This window comes from Pseudomonas mohnii, from assembly GCF_900105115.1.
GTDB classification, from domain to species: Bacteria; Pseudomonadota; Gammaproteobacteria; order Pseudomonadales; family Pseudomonadaceae; genus Aquipseudomonas; species Aquipseudomonas mohnii.
The window spans coordinates 4,989,078-5,007,173 of the sequence record NZ_FNRV01000001.1 but is presented as its reverse complement, the minus strand read 5'-3'; the positions used below and the strand labels follow the sequence as shown (position 1 = coordinate 5,007,173).

The following is an 18,096-nucleotide window of genomic DNA, read 5'->3' as shown; positions in this document are numbered from 1 at the left end:
CAGTCGCCACATCATCAATTGCCTGGGTAACCGGGTTGTCCAATGCGGACGGGTTAGTCTGGGCCGCCATAACCTTGGTATTGATGCTAGTGAACAATGTTGTCAGGTTAGTTGCAGCGCTGACTTTGCCAGCAACGGCGGTCAGATAGGTCGCCAGGTCACCCATTTCGCCCGGAGCATTTGCACCCAGATTGATAATGCTATCGAAAGCCTTCGACAGCAGATTAATCAAAGCAGGGGACAAGTCAGCAGCGGTGGCCGGGACCAATTGGATGACAGCTTTAGCAGCCGTCAGGGAGTCAGGAGTGTTATTGACAGAGGCGACGACTTGGCCAGCCAATGTGAGATCATTAAGACCTTTGTCCGCAAACGCTAAGCCTGCTGTAGTCTTATTGCTCAAAGTAGCTGCGTCGAGCACGCCTTGGGTCGAAGAGTTCTCCTTGGCGCCATTGATCACGGCGGCCAGGAACACATCGCGACCTACGCTGTTGTTGGTTAATTGACTCTGCCAATAAGCAAGACCTTCGGCATCAGGTGCTCGACCCAACGTAGCTTGATAAATTTTGCTGATGAAATCGGCATTAGTCAGTGTCGACGGGTATTTGGCGAGACCTTCAGGCTGCTCCGACATCCAGTTTCTGGAGATATCTTCCAGGCTCAGGCTGCCCTTATCAAGTTGATCAACCCAATAAGCCAAGCCAGCGGAATCAGGCGCACGATTGAAGAAAGAAACGTACAACTCTGCCAATTTAGTCTGAGTAATGGTCATGCTTATCCCTATGATGTTCGCCATCGAACGATGGAACTCCGTAATCCATTGACCAGCCCGAAAGGTTCGCGCGGCCGCTCAACACCCTGGTCAAAAAAAGCCACAAACTCCAAACATTTCATGGCCTTATCTACACAAATAACGACAGCTACTCAAAGAGAGTCTCTTCTTAACTTCGATTATTTGACCTATTCAAAATGAAAAACAATCGATTACACGGGTCTACGTCGCTAACTGCGTACTTTTTTATAATGAACAATAGCAAAAAGCCACTGATTTTTTTAAACACGAAAAACTCCCAATCTCGTGTAAGAAAACACCACGGTGACGCCTCTCAGGGTCAGCCTTAGATATAAACGACATCTTCGCTCGGTATCCACTGGAGGATGCAGGCAAGATCACGCCATGGGAAGTGCTGGGGATCGGCACGAAGACAGCTGTCCTTATGGAGGAACGGCAAGTTGGCATCACTGGCTTTTTGTCCGTTGCCACAAGTCGTACAGCACAGATAGACACCACTTAGATGCCATTGACGGAAAAACTCCAACACCTGGTTATCCAGCCCTAGCTGTCGTTGCGGTGGCTGCTTATCAGCCAACTCGAAACCGTCATTCATTACGTTAACGCCCCCAGAATTGCGCCGCCAGCAGTTGAAGGCGCTCGGCCAGTTGGGCGACATGGGCAGCAGTCGTGCGACTCTGGTTACCGGCAAGCACATTGCTCTGAGTGGCTTGACTGATACCTGTCAGGTTGCACTGGATACTGTCACCCACCGAGCTCTGCTCTTCCACGGCGGCGGCTATTTGCACACTCATGTCGCTGATTTCACCGACTCGCTGGGTGATTCCATCCAGCGCCCGGGCGGCAAACTGTGCCTGTTCAACACTGGTTTCGGCCTTGCTGTGGCTGCGTTGCATCGCGACCACGGCGTCACCCGTGGAGCGCCGCAAGGTATCGATGGTTCCCTGGATTTCCGCGGTGGATTGCTGGGTGCGCGAAGCCAGCCCGCGCACTTCGTCGGCGACCACGGCGAAACCGCGCCCGGCCTCGCCGGCGCGAGCGGCCTCGATAGCGGCGTTGAGGGCGAGCAGGTTTGTTTGTTCGGCGATGCTTTGGATGACCTCGAGGACGCGGTTGATTTCCTGGCTATGTTGTTCCAATTGGTAAACCACCGCGCTGGTCTGCTGCACCTCGCTGGCGAGGCTATCGATGTGTTGGCAGGTTTGCTCGACCAGTTCTCGACCTCGGTCGGTTTCTTGATTGGCCAGGCTCGCCGCGTTGGCGGTGAGCTGAGCGTTGCGCGCCACTTCCTGCACACTGCTGGCCATCTGGGTTATGGCGCTGGCCACCTGGGCAGTTTCCCCTTGCTGCAGTAAGGTCACGCTGTTGTTATTGTCCACTGCGGCGACGAGTTCTTCGGCTTCTTTGTTCAACTGATGGGCCGAATCGGCAATGCGTCCAACGACTGCCCGCGTCTCGGCTTCGAGCATTTGCAAGGTGAAATCGATCTGTCCAAATTGGTCGCGACGGCCGGTGTACAGCATCTGGCTCAGTGGATTATTGGCGATATTTGTGGCTTTTCGGGCAAGGACGTCGAGGGGACGCAGGCTATAGCGCAGCATGCCGCCGATCAGCAAGCTCAATAGCGGCGCTGCGATAGCTGCATGGTTCCAGGATAGGGCGCCCACCCAGCCTAAAACGATAAAACCGAGCAGATTCAGCGCAGTGCCAGCAAGTGCCAAGCGCATGCCAACGGACAGTCGCGACGGAGACAGGCAGTGTGTTTTTTTTCCGCTGCGCAACTGCGCATAGAGATGTTCGGCGGCGTCTACCAGTGCTTTCGGTGGGCACGTACGAACCGATTGGTATTCCACTGTTTCACCATTGCGCTGCATCGGCGTGGCGTAGGCGCTGACCCAGTAGTGATCACCATTCTTACAGCGATTTTTTACAAGGCCCATCCACGAGCGTCCGGCCTTGAGGGTTTGCCAAAGATGTTCAAAAGCTTCTGGCGGCATATCCGGGTGACGCACGATGTTGTGATTGACGCCGAGCAACTCGGCCTCACTGAAACCGCTGATGTTGATGAAATCCGGATTGACGTATGTGATGGCGCCCTTCGGGTTGGTTGTTGAAAGAATGTTCGCATTGACGCTGAACTCGACAGCACGACCACTGACCGGAAGATTGATTTTCATTATTTGCCTCCTTAGCTGATGGATAACGCTGGGTGCCTGCCGTGCTTACAGCAATGGACATCCGAGCCCCTCGAAACAGTCTTCTCCGCTGAACAACCGTTGCATCTGCGCAGCAGGTCGTGGTCGGCTAAACCAATAGCCTTGGGCGTAGTGGCAGCCTTCACCGACCACAAAGTCGAGTTGTGCCGGGCTCTCGATGCCCTCGGCCACGACTTCCAGGCCAAGACTACGGCCGAGGCCGATGATCGCCTGGCTGATCGAGCTCTGTTTGTTGTCGTACGGGATGCCGCCGATGAAACTTTTATCCAGCTTGAGGATGTGCAGTGGAAAGCGTGTGAGATAACCGAGCGAGGAGTAACCGGTGCCAAAATCGTCCAGCGCCAACAAGACGCCCAGGCTGGCCAATTCGTTCAGACAGGCCAATGTGTCCAGATCGTCATGCATCAGTTGGCTTTCTGTAATCTCCAGGATCAGGCTGGCAGGTGGCAGGCCGCTTTCACGCAGGATGTCGATCACTCGGAGGATGAAGTCGGCCTGTTGCAACTGGAGGCTGGAAATGTTCACCGAACAGCGCAGATGGCCATGTCCGGCCAGTTGCCACAGGCGGGTCTGTTGGCAGGCCTGGCGCAATACCCATTCGCCGACGCGGATGATTTCCCCCGACTCTTCCAGCGCCGGGATGAACTCCAGTGGCGAGATCAAGCGTTCGCCATGGCGCCACCGTACCAGCGCTTCGACCCCGGACATGAGGGGCGTCCCCTGCTCAAGACGATAGATCGGTTGGTAATGCAGTTCGAATTCATTGTGTTGCAGCGCCTGGCCCAGAGCGGACTCCAATTCCAGATGGTGCTGCGCGGTGTCTTGCAACGCTTCGCTGTAATGGGCGAACCGTGCCTTGCCGGCAGACTTGGCTCTGTAGAGGGCAAGGTCGGCGGCCTGCAAGACATCCAGCGCTTTGCCGTGATCGTGCAATGGGGCGATGCCAATACTGGCGCTGACCACCAGGACACGACCGTCCAGGTGCAGGGGTTGATGCAGGTTGTCGAGAATGCGTTGGGATATTTGCTCGGCGTCGCGTTCGCAGGAGAGTTCATGAAGCAATACGATGAACTCATCTCCGCCGAAGCGGAACAGCTGATCGCTGGGGCGCAGAGCGTCTCTCAAGCGCTGTGCCACTTCTACCAGCACGCGATCACCGACGTTGTGACCGAGGCTATCGTTGATCAACTTGAAGCGGTCGAGGTCGATGAACAGCAGCGCCTCGTGAGCCCCTCCCTTGCGCCGCTTCATGAAGGTTTTCTGCATTTGCTCGTCAAGGCGCATACGGTTGGCAAGGCCGGTCAGCGGATCATGGTGGGCGGCGTGATTGAGCCGCTGCTCAGCGTCCTTGCGTGCACTGATATCCGACTGTGAGCCAGCCATGCGTAGCTGGCCTGTTGTCGTGACTTCGGCGACCCCTCGAACCAGTACCCAAATATAGCCACCGTTTTTTTGACGGATGCGGTACTCGTGATGGACAGAAGATGTCTGCCCTTTTATATGGGCATCGATGGCCTGGCGAAAATCCGGAAGGTCGTCCGGATGCACGCGACCGAACCAACTGGCACTGCTCTCGCCGATGCTATCGCGGTTGAGGTCGAGCATGCTGGCCCAGCGCTCTGAAACGTACAGGCGATCCTGATCGACATGCCAATCCCAGATTCCATCGTTGGCACCGCGTAGCGCACGGGCAAAGCGAGCCTCACTATCCTCCAGAGCCTTGTGCTGAGCCGCGCTGTAGGTGTCGATGGCCAAGGTCATGTCGAAGAACACCGCCTTCAACAGACTCGAATAGAGCGTGGCGTTTTGGCTGTCGCCGAATACGCTTTTAAGCATGTCGTCCAGGTAAAGACGGTAGCTACCGAGGTACCACTTCAACTCCAGGCCGACTTGTTGGTGAATCACTCCGATGCGCAGACGGCCGTTGACGTAGGTGTCATCGAAGGGCCCGCCCCACAAACACTGGTAATACTCGACCTGGCTGTGCTTCAAACGTGCGGTGACCTCCGGCGCACGAAGTAACGCGGACGGCGTGGAGAAGTTCGTCAGGTGACGGTACAAATGATCGACGAAAGCCTGTTGAGCCGGGGCCATGTGCTGAGCTGCTGCACCGAGTCGCTCGGCATCTTCGGCACTCCAGTCGAGAAAGCGAAAGCGTTCGACAATTTCCTCGTGATCGAGACGAATACGCCTGAGCAACTCCTCCAGATCTTTTGTCACCTTCATTCGCAGACCCCTGTGTTGTAGAGATTCCTTTCTGTTAACAAAAAAAAACGCCGCGACAACGAGTTCTGGTCAAGAACTGGTGTCACGGCGCTTCGTCTTTCAGGCCCATTGTCCTGCTCGGCAAAGCCGGTTCCCGCATTGGGCGGAACCTACTAATGGCATATTTACATCATTCTGGATTGTCTGACAGTTTATCCAGCAATGCAACCAAGCGCCGCCGTAGCAGCCCCAGCTCGCGAGATTTGAAGGCGTGTCGAGTCTGCTCCAAAACCTCGGTAGCATCCAACAAAGCAGCCTGCACCAGGCCAGCCGAGGTCAATTGCGCCTCACCGAGCCAGCGGCAAAACGGCACGGCACTGCAATCACCCGGAGCGCTCAGCACCTCGCAATCTGGTGCTATATGAACCAGCAATTGGCGCAATTGATCGGCTAGTTCAAGGTCGTTGCAGATAATTCGGTTTGTCTGGCTGGAATCGTTCATCAACTGCATCCCCAAAAGGTTGATGCGCTGTTTACAACACAGTCCTTGGCGTTTTATTGATTCAAATCAATGGCGAAACCGATCCCATGGATTTTCCACCTGCCATGAAACTCATCGCTATTACTTCCGGTCTCGGATTCCTGGAGGGGAGACTGCAGAATTCGTAAAAATCGCACTAGGGTTTCCGACCTGTCCAGCTGCAAGCGGCTTTTGTTGATGTCGTGTTGGCGCCCACGCCGAATTGACCTAAATGCCGACGCAAGACTGCCCCCCCCCCTCTCCAATCGACAGAAATTCAGCACAGGAAAGGGTTCGCAAGCATCAGACTGGATCAGTGGCATCTCGGTAACTGGATCAACTCGGCGTAGGCGGCAACAGACATCAGCCTTTGATCGAAAAAACACTGGGCCATCCAGGGTGATGGGCCGAGTTTTTTTTCAGAAACACAGAAACGAAAAAGCCCTGAATAATCAGGGCTTTTTCGTAAAGGTATGGCGGAGAGATAGGGATTCGAACCCTAGGTACCGGTGAAGGTACAACGGATTTCGAATCCGTCCCATTCGGCCACTCTGGCATCTCTCCAACGGCGCGCATCATAACAACACTTTCGCCGGAAGCGAACCCCCTAAGCGAAATTTTTCCGTGCTATCAGATGCTTGCGTCGATTAAAGCGGTACACCCAGACGATTGGCGACTTCTTCGTAGGCTTCGATGACGTCACCGAGGCCCTGACGGAAGCGGTCCTTGTCCATTTTCTTGCCGGTCGCCTTGTCCCACAGACGGCAGCCGTCCGGGCTGAATTCGTCGCCCAGGACGATGGTGCCGTCGTGGAACACGCCAAATTCGAGTTTGAAGTCGACCAGCAGCAGGCCTGCGTCGTCGAACAACTTGCTCAGCACTTCGTTGACCTTGAGCGACAGTTCTTTCATCCGAACCAGTTGCTCAGCCGTCCCCCAACCGAACGCCACGACGTGGGATTCGTTGATGAACGGGTCGCCCTTGGCGTCGTCCTTCAGGAACAGTTCGAAGGTGTAAGGGTTGAGCTTCATGCCCTCTTCCACGCCCAGACGCTTGACCAGGCTGCCAGCGGCGTAGTTACGCACGACGCACTCGACCGGGATCATGTCCAGCTTCTTGACCAGGCACTCGTTGTCGCTCAGCAGTTTGTCGAACTGGGTCGGCACGCCGGCTGCTTCGAGTTTCTGCATGATGAAGGCGTTGAACTTGTTGTTCACCATGCCTTTGCGGTCGAGCTGTTCGATGCGCTTGCCGTCGAACGCCGAAGTGTCGTTGCGAAACAGCAGGATCAAACGGTTAGCGTCGTCGGTCTTGTAAACCGACTTGGCTTTGCCGCGGTAGAGTTCTTCACGTTTTTCCATGATGGGCTCCGCTTGGTAAGTAGATGGGCTAGGCGATGTGTCGCCAGTCGAGCCCTGAATCTTGATCGGCCAGTTGCAGCCAGTCCGGGTCGCACCCAAGGGTGTCGACAAAACATTGCCGGGCCAGCTGCGGCAAGTTGTTCTTGCTGCTCAGGTGGGCCAGGACCAGGTGTTGCAGGTCTTTCCAGCCCAACTCGGCCACCAGAAATGCCGCCTGATGGTTGTTCAAATGTCCCAGTTCGCCGCCAACCCGCTGCTTAAGAAAGTACGGATAGTGACCGCGAGCCAGCATGTCACGGCAGTGGTTGGCCTCGATCATCAATGCATCGAGATCCCGATAGCCGTCCAGCACCTTGTTGCAGTACGAGCCCAGGTCGGTCAACAGGCCAAAGCGTCGCTGACCGTCGCTGAACACGTATTGCGTCGGTTCCTGCGCATCATGGGCCACGGCAATGACACCGATGCTCAAGTCGCCGACTTGCAGTTGTTCTCCATCCGCCAGGAAGCCCGCGGGTTCAATCGGTTTGCGCATCCCGCGCAAGGTCCCGCGACTGAGGTAGACAGGCAGATTGTAGCGCCGAGACAGCAAACCCACGCCATGCACGTGGTCGGCATGTTCGTGGGTCACGAGTATCGCGCTCAGCTGCGCAGGGTTCACACCCAGGCGCAGCAGGCGTTTTTCGGTTTCCCGCAGGGAGAAACCACAATCCACCAGCACGTACGTGTCAGCACTGGCTATCAGCGTGCCGTTCCCCTGGCTACCGCTGCCGAGAACGGCAAAACGCATGTGATCAGCCCAGGTTGTCCTGAATCACGCTCAACACTTTGCGCGCTACATCAGCAGGCGCCACAGTATTGATGTTTTTCTCGACGGTGACCTGAACACTGTCGCCCACCTTGCTCAGGCGAACCTGATAACGCTCGGCACGGGCTTCAAGCTGTTCCTTGTCTGGCTTGCTGCCGAACAGACCACTGAAGAAACCTGGCTTGTCATCCTTCTTCTCGGCTTTTTCCGCCAGGTTGATGTAGTACAGGCCCAGGCTGCGGTTAATGTCTTCAACGCGCCATTCGCCCTGTTCCAATGCACGACCGACACTCGCCCAGGCACGATCCAGGTCCGAACCGACGTTCAGGACAGGGTTGCCGCTGCCATCAACACTCAGGCTGACACGGCTTGGCGTTTCGAAGTCACGGGAGGCCAGCATGGAGACCGAACCGCCCTTCTCCGAGATGCGGCTCATGCTCGCGAGCATGTCGTCGACCAGTGCCGCGTCCAGGCCAGTATTGACCGAACGGTTGGTGAAGGCGACATCGGCGGTGCTGCCGGCAGGACGCTCGGCAGTGACCACGTAGACTTCACTGGTGTTACGTTGCACGCCCGGTTCGATACGCACACGGACACGGATTTCGCTGTCAGTGCCGACACCGGCTGCGCTCAGGCGCTTGGCCATGGCGGCGGACAGTTCGTCAGCGTGTTGCCAGGTCGTGGTGAACTCGCCGGTCTGCGGGCGCTGCTCGTCCAGACGGAAACCGTTGTCCTGGAAGAACTGCACGGCCACTGGCCAGGCTTCGGCCGGCGGATTTTGTGCCAGGATCCAGTGCGAGTCACCGCTCTTCTGCAGGGAGTAGGCGCTGGCATCGGCAATGGCCGACAACGGTTGCGGCCGAGGCACGATGTATTCGCCCTTGACGGTGTCGTCCGCTACGTTACGCGGGATCGGCAACAGCGGATCCAGACGCTTGGCGGTGCTGACATCCGGCGGCAGTTGCATCGGTGCAGTCTGTTGCGCTTGCAGGTAATCGCTACCACGGTCACGGAAATAACCTTCCGGGCCCCAGACCCATCCACAGCCACTGGTGCTGGAGATGATCAAGGCAAGTGCGGAAAGTCCGGCCAATCGCTTCATGCGTAATGCTTCCTCAATTAAACCAGAACGCCGGACTGGCGCATGGCCTGCCGCAGCGGTTCGTGACATTCGGCGCTGAGCCAGGTGAGCGGCAGACGGATGCCTTCCGGCATCAGGCCCATCTCATGCAGCGCCCATTTCACAGGGATAGGGTTGGATTCGATAAACAGGGTTTTATTGAGCGGCATCAGCTTTTCATGGATGGCGCGCGCCTTGTCGGCCTCGCCATTCAGCGCGGCGATGCACAGGTCGGCCATTTCGCGCGGTGCAACGTTGGCAGTGACCGAAATATTGCCCTTGCCGCCCAGCAGGATCAGCTCGACTGCGGTGGCATCGTCACCGGAGAGCACCAGGAAATCGCTGCTGACACCGTCGATGATGGCTTTGGCACGCTTGAGGTCGCCGGTGGCTTCCTTGATGCCGATGATGTTCTTGACGGTCGACAGACGGATCACGGTTTCAGCCTGCATGTCGCAAGCGGTACGTCCGGGCACGTTATAGAGGATCTGCGGGATATCGACGGCTTCGGCGATCGTCTTGAAGTGCTGGTACAAGCCTTCCTGGGTCGGCTTGTTGTAGTAGGGAGTGACCAGCAGGCAGGCATCGGCGCCGGCGGTCTTCGCGTTGGTGGTCAGCTCGATGGCTTCACGGGTCGAGTTGGCGCCGGTACCGGCGATCACCGGAATGCGGCCATTGACCTGCTTCACTATGCGACGGATGACTTCGATGTGTTCGCTCACATCAAGAGTGGCCGACTCACCTGTCGTGCCGACCGCCACGATGGCGTGGGTGCCGTTTTGCAGGTGAAAGTCCACCAGTTTGCTCAGACTGTCCCAGTCGAGACGACCCTGTGCATCCATGGGTGTGACCAGTGCCACCATACTGCCCGCAATCATGCAACCGCTCCTGCCGGAAAAAGAGAGCGGTAATGGTACTGGCGCCAAGATGCTTGTACAAGCGAAGTACTGCGCTGCCGCCATTCCCCTGAGCGTCGCTTTTCGCTACCCTTCAGACTTTGATCGATACTGACAAGCTCGTACGTCGGGTTTAAGCCTCCATTTTCGGCATCACAAGCCCCAATCCAGCGTTGCGGCCCCTCGCTCTTGCCATTGTGGAGCACGTTGCAACCTGTGCCTCGGGCTTTCTGAATTCGCATCCGCTGGCTCGCCCTGCTAAAACAAGCCGACAGAAGTATTGACCGCTCATCGCTTTAGGAATGCTGCATGTCCACCCCCACAGTTCGCGAACAATTCCTTGTCATCAGTGCCCTTGGCGCCAACCCCATGGAGCTGACTAACGTCCTGTGCCGCGCCAGCCATGAAAATCGCTGCGCCGTGGTTACCTCACGCCTGACACGCCACGGCGAGTGCAGTGCGCTTATCCTCGAAGTCTCCGGCAGCTGGGACGCCCTGGCACGCCTGGAAGGCAGCCTGCCCGTGCTGGCGAAACGGCACGCGTTCACCGTCAATGTAGTGCGCAGCGCAGCCCTGGAGAATCGTCCACAGGCTCTGCCTTACGTTGCATACGTCAGCTCGGCCTACCGATCGGACATCGTCAACGAGTTGTGCCAGTTCTTCATGGACCACAACGTCGAGCTTGAAAACCTGACTTGCGATACCTATCAGGCTCCGCAGACCGGCGGCACCATGCTCAACGCCACTTTTACCGTGACCTTGCCGGCCGGCGTGCAGATCAGTTGGTTGCGCGATCAATTCCTGGACTTCGCCGACGCGCTGAACCTGGATGCCCTGATTGAACCGTGGCGCCCACAAAACCCAATGTAAGGAAGCTTTCATGGCCGTTGCTATCGACCAACCGGTTGCCGATTTCGAAGCACCCGCCACCAGCGGGCAGACCGTCAGCCTCGCGGCCCTCAAAGGCAAGCAGGTGGTGATCTACTTCTATCCGAAGGACAGCACACCAGGCTGCACCACTCAGGGCCAGGGCTTTCGCGATCAGCTCGAAGCCTTCAAAGCAGCCAACACCGAGGTGTTCGGCGTGTCGCGCGACAGCCTGAAATCCCACGAAAACTTCAAGGCCAAGCAGGCATTCACCTTCGAGCTGATCAGCGACAAGGAAGAAGCGCTTTGCCAGCAGTTCGACGTGATCAAGCTGAAAAAGCTCTACGGCAAGGAATACATGGGTGTGGATCGCAGCACGTTCCTGATCGACAAGGACGGCGTGCTGCGTCAGGAATGGCGTGGCGTGAAGGTGCCAGGGCATGTTGATGCGGTTTTAGCCGCTGCCCAGGCGCTGAACAAGGCTTGATTTTTTGACGCCTGCGCCGGCGCTCTCACTGGTCAGCCAGCGAAAGCGCCTTGGCGCCAACAGACAATTCGGTCATTAAAGCAGAGGCGCCACCACAGGCTCCTTGCGCGGCCAGGCATCCAGCACAGCCTTGAACAGGGTCGCCAGGGGAATCGCAAAGAACACCCCCCAGAAGCCCCACAGGCCACCAAACAACAGCACCGCGCAAATGATCGCCACCGGGTGCAGGTTGACCGCCTCCGAAAACAACAAAGGCACCAGCACGTTTCCGTCCAGGACCTGGATGATGCCGTAGACCGCCATCAAATAGATGAACTGATCGCTCCAGCCCCACTGGAACAGCGCAATCAGCAGCACCGGCACAGTGACCACCACGGCCCCGACATAGGGCACCACCACCGAGATGCCCACCAGCAGTGCCAGCAGCGCCGCGTAGTTGAGCCCCAGCACGACGAAACCGATGTAGGTCGCGCCACCGCAGATGAAGATTTCGATGACCTTGCCGCGAATGTAGTTGGCGATTTGCCGGTTCATCTCATGGGCGACACGGGTGATCAACGCGCGCTCACGAGGCAAGTAACCGCGCACCCACAAACCAATCATCTCCCGGTCCTTGAGAAAGAAAAACACCAGAATCGGCACCAACACCAGATAAATCATGATATTGACCAGCAGCGGCAGGCTCGACAGCGAGAACGTCAGCGCCCACTGGCCGAACTTGCCGATCTCGCCCCGCGCCACTTCAATCGCCTGCAGCACCTGTTCGTCAGATACCAGATGCGGATAGCGTTCCGGTAGCAGCAACAACAGTGACTGCCACTTGGCGAGCATTCCCGGCAACTCGTTGAACAGCGTGATCAACTGATGCCAGAGCAACGGCACCACGACCACGATGAACACCAGCAGCACTCCCATGAACAACGCAAAGACCAACCCCACCGCAACCCCACCAGGTATACGAAGGCGTTCGAGGGTCACCACCAGGCCCTGCATCAAGTAGGCCAGCACCATCCCGGCCAGCACTGGCGCAAGCATGCCGCCGAGCGTGAGCACGGCGGTGAACGCCAGGAACAACAGGACGGCCAGAACCACGGCTTCTTCGTCGGAGAAGTAGCGCTGAATCCAGTCGCGTAACACCTTGAACATTAGAAATCCTTAAGAACAAACACAGCAGGTTTCAGGCTTTTTTCAACCAGTATCGGTAAACGCCCGCTTCATCCTCTTCGCGAAGCAACGTATGACCGGCCAATCGGACAAAGGTGCGGAAGTCGCGCTGTGAACCCGCATCAGTGGCAATCACCTTGAGCACTGCGCCACTGACCATCCGGTTGAGTTCCATCTTGGCTTTGAGCAACGGCAACGGGCAATTCAAGCCACTGGCGTCCAGTTCAACGTCATGGGCTACAGCGTCGGTCATTGCATCACTCCTGGTCAGGTGGTTGAGCTGCCTAGAATATCTGGTCGCGGCGCTGGTGTCCGGCTACAGTAAGGTCTTTGTCGACTAAGGCTTTGTGCATGACTTTTTTGCGCCCTACCCTGCTGACGCTTGCTTGCCTGCTTGCCTCGCCAGGCTTCGCCGACGACCTGCCGTCACTCGGCGACGCCAGCTCTGCCATTGTCTCGCCGCAGCAGGAATACCAGTTGGGCCGTGCATGGCTGGCACTGTTGCGCAGCCAGGTGTCGCAGCTCAACGACCCGCAGCTCAAGGACTATGTGGAATCCAGCGTTTACCGACTGGTCGAGACCAGCCAGGTCAATGACCGGCGCCTGGAGTTCATCCTGATCAACAGTCCCCAGCTCAACGCCTTCGCCGCCCCGGGCGGGATTGTCGGGGTGAACGGCGGCCTGTTCCTCAACGCCCAGACCGAAGGTGAATACGCCTCGGTACTGGCTCACGAATTGGCTCACTTGTCACAACGTCACTTTGCCCGTGGCATCGAAGCCCAGCAGCGCATGCAAGTCCCCATGATGGCCGCCCTGCTGGCGGGTATCGTGATTGCTGCGGCCGGTGCCGGCGACGCCGGTATCGCGGCCATTGCGGGTACGCAGGCGGCAGCGATTCAGGAACAGCGCCGGTTTTCGCGCCAGAACGAGCAGGAAGCCGACCGTATCGGCATCCTCAATCTGGAAAAAGCCGGCTACGATCCGCGCTCGATGCCGACCATGTTCGAGCGCTTGGGGCGTCAGTACCGTTATGACGCCAAGCCACCGGAATTCCTGCTGACTCACCCGGTCACCGAATCACGGATCGCCGACACCCGCAACCGCGCCGAACAAGCGCCAAAGGGTGGTATCGAAGACAGCCTTCGCTATCAACTGATTCGCGCACGGGTCCAGTTGTTCTATGAAGAAACCCCGGGCTTGGGTGCCAAGCGTTTCCGCGCCGAGCTGGATGAAAATCCGAAAAGCGATGTCGCTCGCTACGGCCTGGCCATCGCCCAGATCAAGGGCGGCCAATTGAACGAAGCACGGGAAAATCTCAAGCCACTGCTGGCCAAGTCGCCGAACGAGCTCATCTATAACCTCGCTCAGGTCGATCTGGACATCACCAACAACCGCCTGCCGGACGCTCAATCCCGAGTTGACCGCATGCTGACGCAGTACCCAGGCAATTACCCGCTGAATCAGGTGCGCGTCGACCTGTTGCTGAAACAGAACCGTGCCGCCGATGCCGAAAAGGCACTCGAAGGCCTGCTCAAGTCGCGGCCGGATGATCCGGACGTGTGGTATCAGGTTGCCGAAACGCGCGGTCTGTCAGGCAACATCATCGGTCTGCATCAGGCACGTGCCGAGTATTTCGCGCTTGTAGGCGACTATAAACAGGCCATCCAGCAACTGGATTTTGCCAAGCGCAAGGCTGGCAGCAACTTCCCGCTGTCGTCACGCATCGATGCGCGCCAGCGTGAGCTGATGGAGCAGGAACGCATGATCAAGGACATGATGGGCTGAGTGCCCGAAAAATTTCAGGCACAAAAAAACCGCCTCTTTCGAGGCGGTTTTTCATTCAGCTTACAACCGGATTATTCAGCCAGTTTGAAGGTGATGAAGCTGGCGCGACCTTGACGCAGAACCCGCATCGACACCGAACGGTTCTTCGGCAACGACTTGGCGATCTCCGTGAATTGCTTGGTCGATTCGATGGCCTGATTGTTCAGGTGAGTAATGACGTCTCCTGGCTGCAAGCCAATCATCGAAGCAGGACCATCCTGGACTTCCTTGATCACCACGCCGCCTTTGAGGTCGAAGGTTTTTTTCTGCTCATCCGTCAGCTCAACCACGGAAACACCCAGGCGATTACTGCTGCGCTCGATGCTCGATTTGGGCAGGCTGTCCAGCTCTTTGCCTTCCTCAGGAATGGCACCGACAGTCAGCTCGACGTTCTGGCGCTTACCGTCGCGAATCACCTCCAGCTTAGCCTTGGAGCCAGCTTTCAATGCGCCCACAAGGTGCGGCAGATCGGCAGACATGACGATCGGTTGACCGTTCATGCTCAGGATAACGTCACCGACTTGCAGACCACCCTTGGCAGCCGGGCCGTCGTCCTGGATCTGAGCAACCAGCGCACCAGCCGGTTTCTCCAGACCGAACGACTCGGCCAGATCCTTGTTCACTTCCTGAATCACGACACCCAACCAGCCGCGGCTCACTTTGCCGCCGCTTTTCAGCTGATTGGAAACGTCCATGGCGACATCGATAGGGATTGCGAACGAAACGCCCATGAAGCCGCCGGAACGGGTATAGATCTGCGAGTTGATCCCGACCACTTCACCGTTGAGGTTGAACAGCGGACCACCGGAGTTGCCCGGATTGATCGGCACGTCGGTCTGGATGAACGGCACGTAGTTTTCGTTTGGCAGGCTACGACCGACGGCGCTGACGATACCTTGGGTCACGGTATGGTCAAAGCCGAATGGCGAACCGATTGCCACGACCCACTGGCCAGCCTTCAAATCCTGGGATTTGCCCAGTTTCAAGACCGGCAGATCCTTGCCTTCGATTTTCAGCAGCGCCACGTCGGAACGCGGGTCGGTGCCGACCAGTTTGGCTTTCATTTCGCTGCGGTCGGACAGACGCACGAGAATTTCGTCGGCATCGGCGATCACATGATTGTTGGTGAGGATGTAGCCATCAGGCGAAATGATGAAACCCGAACCCAGGGATTGGGCTTCACGCTGACGATCGCCCCGCGGTGAACGAGGCTGCTGCGGCATGCCCCGCTCGAAGAACTCGCGTAGCGCCGGCGGCAAGCCTTCCAGGTCAGGCATATCCTGGATCGACACTTTGCGGTCCGGCAGTTTTTGCGTGGTGCTGATGTTGACCACCGCAGGCGATGCCTGTTCGACCAGCTGCGTGAAATCAGGCAATTCGACCGCTTGAGCAGCGACCGCCTGACCGAGCACCAGCACGGTGGCAAAAATGGAGAGGTAAGACTTCAAGCGTGGTATCGACATACGGCTCCCGTTACGACGAGCATGGTTAAGCGATATGGATCAAGGAACACCGAGAAAGATACGCCGGTATTTTTGTTCCGGGAACAACAAACAAGGCCAGAGCCGAGGGGTTCTGACTTAAAAAAAATTCACTGGATTTTGCAACTTGAAATGTTCACGAAACATTTCGATCTCAGCTCACTGCTTGGTTGCAGCGGCGTCACTGCGCATGGAAAGCGCAATCCGCTCAGCAGTGCCGACCGGAATTTCGCCGACTACCGTGACCATCATTCCGCCTTGCGGGGTGGTCAGGCTTCGGGAAACGGCAACGGTGGGTCCCAGCTGCGTGCGGGTGTCAGTGACTGTCGCGCCGTTCAACGGCTCCAGGAACACCGAAAAACGCGCCAGACCATCGTCATACATCAAGCTGTTGACCTGGGTTTTGGTTTCCTGATCCTTGCGGGCCGAGCTGCTGACCAACTCGAAACCGGGAGGCAACCAGTCCGAATGCCAAGTTTGCGCCGCCTTCACAGAGGAAGCCTTGTCACTCTCGAGATTGACCGCCTTGCAATCTGCGCCTGGCTGCAACTCGGCGTCAGAAGGGACATCGGCGGTATCCAGTTGCGTAAACTGGAATCGCTCAAGCAAGTGTCCTTTGTCATTCAGTAGCAATGACTTGAGAGGCAGGCCGGTTTCTTTATCCAGATGCAGTTCAAAACCATAGCGGTGTTGATCGCGTGGCGTCAGTGAAACGATCACCGCCGGTCGACCGGCCACGCGTGACTTGCCGATGACAGCAAGGTCATACCAATTCTTGAGCTTTTGAGGATCGAGGGCTCGAGCGGGAGAATTCGGGGAATCCCCAAGCCCGGCTATCAGGATGCCGCTGACGCATTGAGTATGCCCGTCAATGCGGACAACTTCCTGCGCGGAGCCATCCTGCTGGAGCAGGCGTTCATGGACCTTGCCCTCCTGGACGCGGTGCCAGATCTTATGGGTAGAAAAACTACCGTTACGCTCGTAGACAAAAGTACCCTGAAAGCTGTGCTGCTGCTCGGCCTGACCAAGACGGGTCAACCAGTCCTGGGCTTCATCGGCATGGGCTGGAACAATGAACCAGCCACTAAGCAGAAGCGTAAGTAGAGGTATGGCGCGCATGATCCTCCTTAACGGTTTTCCAGGCTTGCTGCACGAGCGTAAGGCAGAGCGCTCTCGGTACCTTTCATTGCAGCCTGTTGAGCATGTTGGCGCAAGTAGCCCGGCAGACGCTGATCGTGCCAGCCTGGTTGACCTTGCAATACGCCATTGGCCATGGGACCAGTAGCTTCCGAACTCTCATTGTAGCCTGCCAAAACGGCTGGGCCTTTAACTTGAGGAGCAATCAGGTTCTGTTGACTGGATTGCTGAGCCAGTTCGACGCCAGCGATCTCGTCCTGGTTGTACAGACGAACACCGGCCAGTACGGCAAGGGTTACCGAAGCCGCTACAGCCAGACGACCCAGGCTGCGCCATGGTCCGCGGGAGGCTTTAGCCGGCACGGCTTCATCAGCCAGAGCAGCAGATACGGCCGCAGCAATATCCAGGCGTGGAAGCAGCAGATCCTTGTGCATCACTGCCCGAGCGATTTGATAACGAGCCCAGGTATCACGGGTTTCAACATCGTCAAAGGCATTCAGTACCCGACGCAATTCCAACTCGTCCGCTTCGTTATCCATCACTGCGGACAGCGATTCCTGCAGGGCTTCACGACTCATGGCGTTCCTCTCTTGGCTGTCGCCGCTGTCTTCAGTTTTCCTGCAACAACGGCTGCAGGGCTTTATCGATGGCCTCCCGAGCGCGGAAAATCCGGGAGCGCACGGTACCGACCGGGCATTGCATGACGCTCGCAATGTCCTCGTAACTCAGACCATCGAATTCACGTAAAGTTAAAGCCGTACGCAAATCTTCTGGCAGTTGCTGAATGGTTCGATGGACGGTGCCTTCGATCTCATCCCGCAGCAAAGCTCGTTCTGGCGACTCGAGATCCTTGAGGCCATGATCGCCATCGTAGAACTCTGCATCCTCGGAACTGACATCGCTATCCGGCGGCCGACGGCCGCGTGAAACCAGATAGTTTTTCGCCGTGTTAATGGCGATGCGGTAAAGCCACGTGTAAAACGCGCTGTCCCCGCGAAAATTTCCAAGTGCACGGTACGCCTTGATAAAGGCTTCCTGTGCCACATCCTGGGCTTCATGGGTGTCGTGCACAAAACGCACGATCAACCCGAGAATTTTGTGCTGGTATTTCAGCACTAGCAGATCGAAAGCACGCTTGTCGCCACGCTGAACGCGCTCGACCAGTTGCTGATCCTCTTCCTGGGTTAGCATGAACACTCCTCGATAAGCTCGAAGGAGGCTTG

The 18,096-nt window shown here is 57.1% G+C and carries 17 protein-coding genes, 1 tRNA gene and 2 pseudogenes; 3 read left to right on the top strand and 17 right to left on the bottom strand.

The features are described 5' to 3' along the window. Positions 1-466 precede the first annotated feature (466 nt). From BLV61_RS32290 to dapA, 11 genes and pseudogenes are all read right to left on the bottom strand, one after another. Positions 467-631 (bottom strand): annotated as a pseudogene (locus BLV61_RS32290) (DUF4214 domain-containing protein); the annotation flags it as partial. A 484-nt stretch (positions 632-1,115) separates the two neighbouring features. Beyond that, entirely contained in the window at positions 1,116-1,385 is a 270-nt protein-coding gene (locus BLV61_RS23285; RefSeq protein ID WP_047526797.1) for a hypothetical protein, read from the bottom strand. 4 nt (positions 1,386-1,389) lie between these two features. Next, the gene (locus tag BLV61_RS23280; protein WP_425272126.1) at positions 1,390-2,517 is read right to left on the bottom strand and encodes a methyl-accepting chemotaxis protein; all 1,128 of its coding nucleotides are present in this window, start codon (positions 2,515-2,517) and stop codon (positions 1,390-1,392) included. Positions 2,518-2,637: 120 nt separating this feature from the next. Then, positions 2,638-2,967, bottom strand: a pseudogene (locus BLV61_RS32180) (PAS domain-containing protein); the annotation flags it as partial. A gap of 45 nt (positions 2,968-3,012) precedes the next feature. Then, complete coding sequence (locus BLV61_RS23275; RefSeq protein ID WP_047526794.1) at positions 3,013-5,232, bottom strand: EAL domain-containing protein; 2,220 nt, start codon at positions 5,230-5,232, stop codon at positions 3,013-3,015. Between the two features lie 169 nt (positions 5,233-5,401). Then, a complete protein-coding gene (locus BLV61_RS23270) occupies positions 5,402-5,713 on the bottom strand; it encodes a hypothetical protein (RefSeq protein WP_047538372.1) in 312 nt (103 codons plus the stop codon). 492 nt (positions 5,714-6,205) lie between these two features. Further along, positions 6,206-6,295: transfer RNA gene (locus BLV61_RS23265), tRNA-Ser, on the bottom strand. Positions 6,296-6,378: 83 nt separating this feature from the next. Then, a complete protein-coding gene (gene purC / locus BLV61_RS23260; RefSeq protein WP_090467683.1) occupies positions 6,379-7,092 on the bottom strand; it encodes a phosphoribosylaminoimidazolesuccinocarboxamide synthase in 714 nt (237 codons plus the stop codon). Between the two features lie 28 nt (positions 7,093-7,120). Next, positions 7,121-7,879 (bottom strand): MBL fold metallo-hydrolase, encoded by a 759-nt coding sequence (locus BLV61_RS23255; protein ID WP_047526792.1) that lies wholly within the window; start codon positions 7,877-7,879, stop codon positions 7,121-7,123. Between the two features lie 4 nt (positions 7,880-7,883). Next, positions 7,884-8,999, bottom strand: coding sequence for an outer membrane protein assembly factor BamC (gene bamC, locus BLV61_RS23250; RefSeq protein ID WP_090467681.1), 1,116 nt, complete (start codon positions 8,997-8,999; stop codon positions 7,884-7,886). A 17-nt stretch (positions 9,000-9,016) separates the two neighbouring features. Continuing rightward, positions 9,017-9,895, bottom strand: a complete 879-nt coding sequence (gene dapA / locus BLV61_RS23245) for a 4-hydroxy-tetrahydrodipicolinate synthase (protein WP_090467679.1) — start codon at positions 9,893-9,895, stop codon at positions 9,017-9,019. Between the two features lie 327 nt (positions 9,896-10,222). On the opposite strand from dapA, the gene BLV61_RS23235 reads away from it, so the two are divergent. Together BLV61_RS23235 and BLV61_RS23230 are read left to right on the top strand one after the other, a co-directional pair. After that, entirely contained in the window at positions 10,223-10,783 is a 561-nt protein-coding gene (locus tag BLV61_RS23235) for a glycine cleavage system transcriptional repressor (protein ID WP_047526789.1), read from the top strand. Positions 10,784-10,793: 10 nt separating this feature from the next. Then, the gene (locus tag BLV61_RS23230) at positions 10,794-11,267 is read left to right on the top strand and encodes a peroxiredoxin (protein WP_090317451.1); all 474 of its coding nucleotides are present in this window, start codon (positions 10,794-10,796) and stop codon (positions 11,265-11,267) included. Between the two features lie 75 nt (positions 11,268-11,342). Here the strand turns inward: BLV61_RS23230 and BLV61_RS23225 are convergent, their stop codons facing one another. Beyond that, positions 11,343-12,413, bottom strand: coding sequence for an AI-2E family transporter (locus BLV61_RS23225; RefSeq protein ID WP_047526786.1), 1,071 nt, complete (start codon positions 12,411-12,413; stop codon positions 11,343-11,345). A gap of 31 nt (positions 12,414-12,444) precedes the next feature. Beyond that, on the bottom strand, positions 12,445-12,684 hold the full coding sequence (locus tag BLV61_RS23220; protein ID WP_090467677.1) for a sulfurtransferase TusA family protein: 240 nt from the start codon (positions 12,682-12,684) through the stop codon (positions 12,445-12,447). 98 nt (positions 12,685-12,782) lie between these two features. On the opposite strand from BLV61_RS23220, the gene BLV61_RS23215 reads away from it, so the two are divergent. Next, positions 12,783-14,216: a M48 family metalloprotease gene (locus tag BLV61_RS23215; protein ID WP_090467675.1), complete on the top strand. Its 1,434-nt coding sequence runs from the start codon at positions 12,783-12,785 to the stop codon at positions 14,214-14,216. Positions 14,217-14,287: 71 nt separating this feature from the next. Here the strand turns inward: BLV61_RS23215 and BLV61_RS23210 are convergent, their stop codons facing one another. The 4 genes from BLV61_RS23210 to rpoE form a co-directional block, all read right to left on the bottom strand. Continuing rightward, complete coding sequence (locus tag BLV61_RS23210; RefSeq protein ID WP_047526781.1) at positions 14,288-15,718, bottom strand: DegQ family serine endoprotease; 1,431 nt, start codon at positions 15,716-15,718, stop codon at positions 14,288-14,290. A 177-nt stretch (positions 15,719-15,895) separates the two neighbouring features. Then, a complete protein-coding gene (locus BLV61_RS23205) occupies positions 15,896-16,855 on the bottom strand; it encodes a MucB/RseB C-terminal domain-containing protein (RefSeq protein ID WP_090467673.1) in 960 nt (319 codons plus the stop codon). A gap of 8 nt (positions 16,856-16,863) precedes the next feature. Continuing rightward, on the bottom strand, positions 16,864-17,451 hold the full coding sequence (locus tag BLV61_RS23200) for a sigma-E factor negative regulatory protein (RefSeq protein ID WP_047526779.1): 588 nt from the start codon (positions 17,449-17,451) through the stop codon (positions 16,864-16,866). A 31-nt stretch (positions 17,452-17,482) separates the two neighbouring features. Further along, positions 17,483-18,064, bottom strand: coding sequence for an RNA polymerase sigma factor RpoE/AlgU (gene rpoE / locus BLV61_RS23195; RefSeq protein ID WP_003172477.1), 582 nt, complete (start codon positions 18,062-18,064; stop codon positions 17,483-17,485). Between the last annotated feature and the right edge of the window lie 32 nt (positions 18,065-18,096).

What these genes read in the sequence shown, in the direction of transcription:
- BLV61_RS23220 (WP_090467677.1), bottom strand. Translation starts at nt 12,684, where the DNA reads ATGACCGACGCTGTAGCCCATGACGTTGAACTGGACGCCAGTGGCTTG.
- BLV61_RS23205 (WP_090467673.1), bottom strand. Translation starts at nt 16,855, where the DNA reads ATGCGCGCCATACCTCTACTTACGCTTCTGCTTAGTGGCTGGTTCATT.
- BLV61_RS23230 (WP_090317451.1), top strand. Translation starts at nt 10,794, where the DNA reads ATGGCCGTTGCTATCGACCAACCGGTTGCCGATTTCGAAGCACCCGCC.
- BLV61_RS23215 (WP_090467675.1), top strand. Translation starts at nt 12,783, where the DNA reads ATGACTTTTTTGCGCCCTACCCTGCTGACGCTTGCTTGCCTGCTTGCC.
- BLV61_RS23285 (WP_047526797.1), bottom strand. Translation starts at nt 1,385, where the DNA reads ATGAATGACGGTTTCGAGTTGGCTGATAAGCAGCCACCGCAACGACAG.
- bamC (WP_090467681.1), bottom strand. Translation starts at nt 8,999, where the DNA reads ATGAAGCGATTGGCCGGACTTTCCGCACTTGCCTTGATCATCTCCAGC.
- purC (WP_090467683.1), bottom strand. Translation starts at nt 7,092, where the DNA reads ATGGAAAAACGTGAAGAACTCTACCGCGGCAAAGCCAAGTCGGTTTAC.
- BLV61_RS23280 (WP_425272126.1), bottom strand. Translation starts at nt 2,517, where the DNA reads ATGCGCTTGGCACTTGCTGGCACTGCGCTGAATCTGCTCGGTTTTATC.
- BLV61_RS23270 (WP_047538372.1), bottom strand. Translation starts at nt 5,713, where the DNA reads ATGAACGATTCCAGCCAGACAAACCGAATTATCTGCAACGACCTTGAA.
- rpoE (WP_003172477.1), bottom strand. Translation starts at nt 18,064, where the DNA reads ATGCTAACCCAGGAAGAGGATCAGCAACTGGTCGAGCGCGTTCAGCGT.
- dapA (WP_090467679.1), bottom strand. Translation starts at nt 9,895, where the DNA reads ATGATTGCGGGCAGTATGGTGGCACTGGTCACACCCATGGATGCACAG.
- BLV61_RS23210 (WP_047526781.1), bottom strand. Translation starts at nt 15,718, where the DNA reads ATGTCGATACCACGCTTGAAGTCTTACCTCTCCATTTTTGCCACCGTG.
- BLV61_RS23225 (WP_047526786.1), bottom strand. Translation starts at nt 12,413, where the DNA reads ATGTTCAAGGTGTTACGCGACTGGATTCAGCGCTACTTCTCCGACGAA.
- BLV61_RS23255 (WP_047526792.1), bottom strand. Translation starts at nt 7,879, where the DNA reads ATGCGTTTTGCCGTTCTCGGCAGCGGTAGCCAGGGGAACGGCACGCTG.
- BLV61_RS23200 (WP_047526779.1), bottom strand. Translation starts at nt 17,451, where the DNA reads ATGAGTCGTGAAGCCCTGCAGGAATCGCTGTCCGCAGTGATGGATAAC.
- BLV61_RS23275 (WP_047526794.1), bottom strand. Translation starts at nt 5,232, where the DNA reads ATGAAGGTGACAAAAGATCTGGAGGAGTTGCTCAGGCGTATTCGTCTC.
- BLV61_RS23235 (WP_047526789.1), top strand. Translation starts at nt 10,223, where the DNA reads ATGTCCACCCCCACAGTTCGCGAACAATTCCTTGTCATCAGTGCCCTT.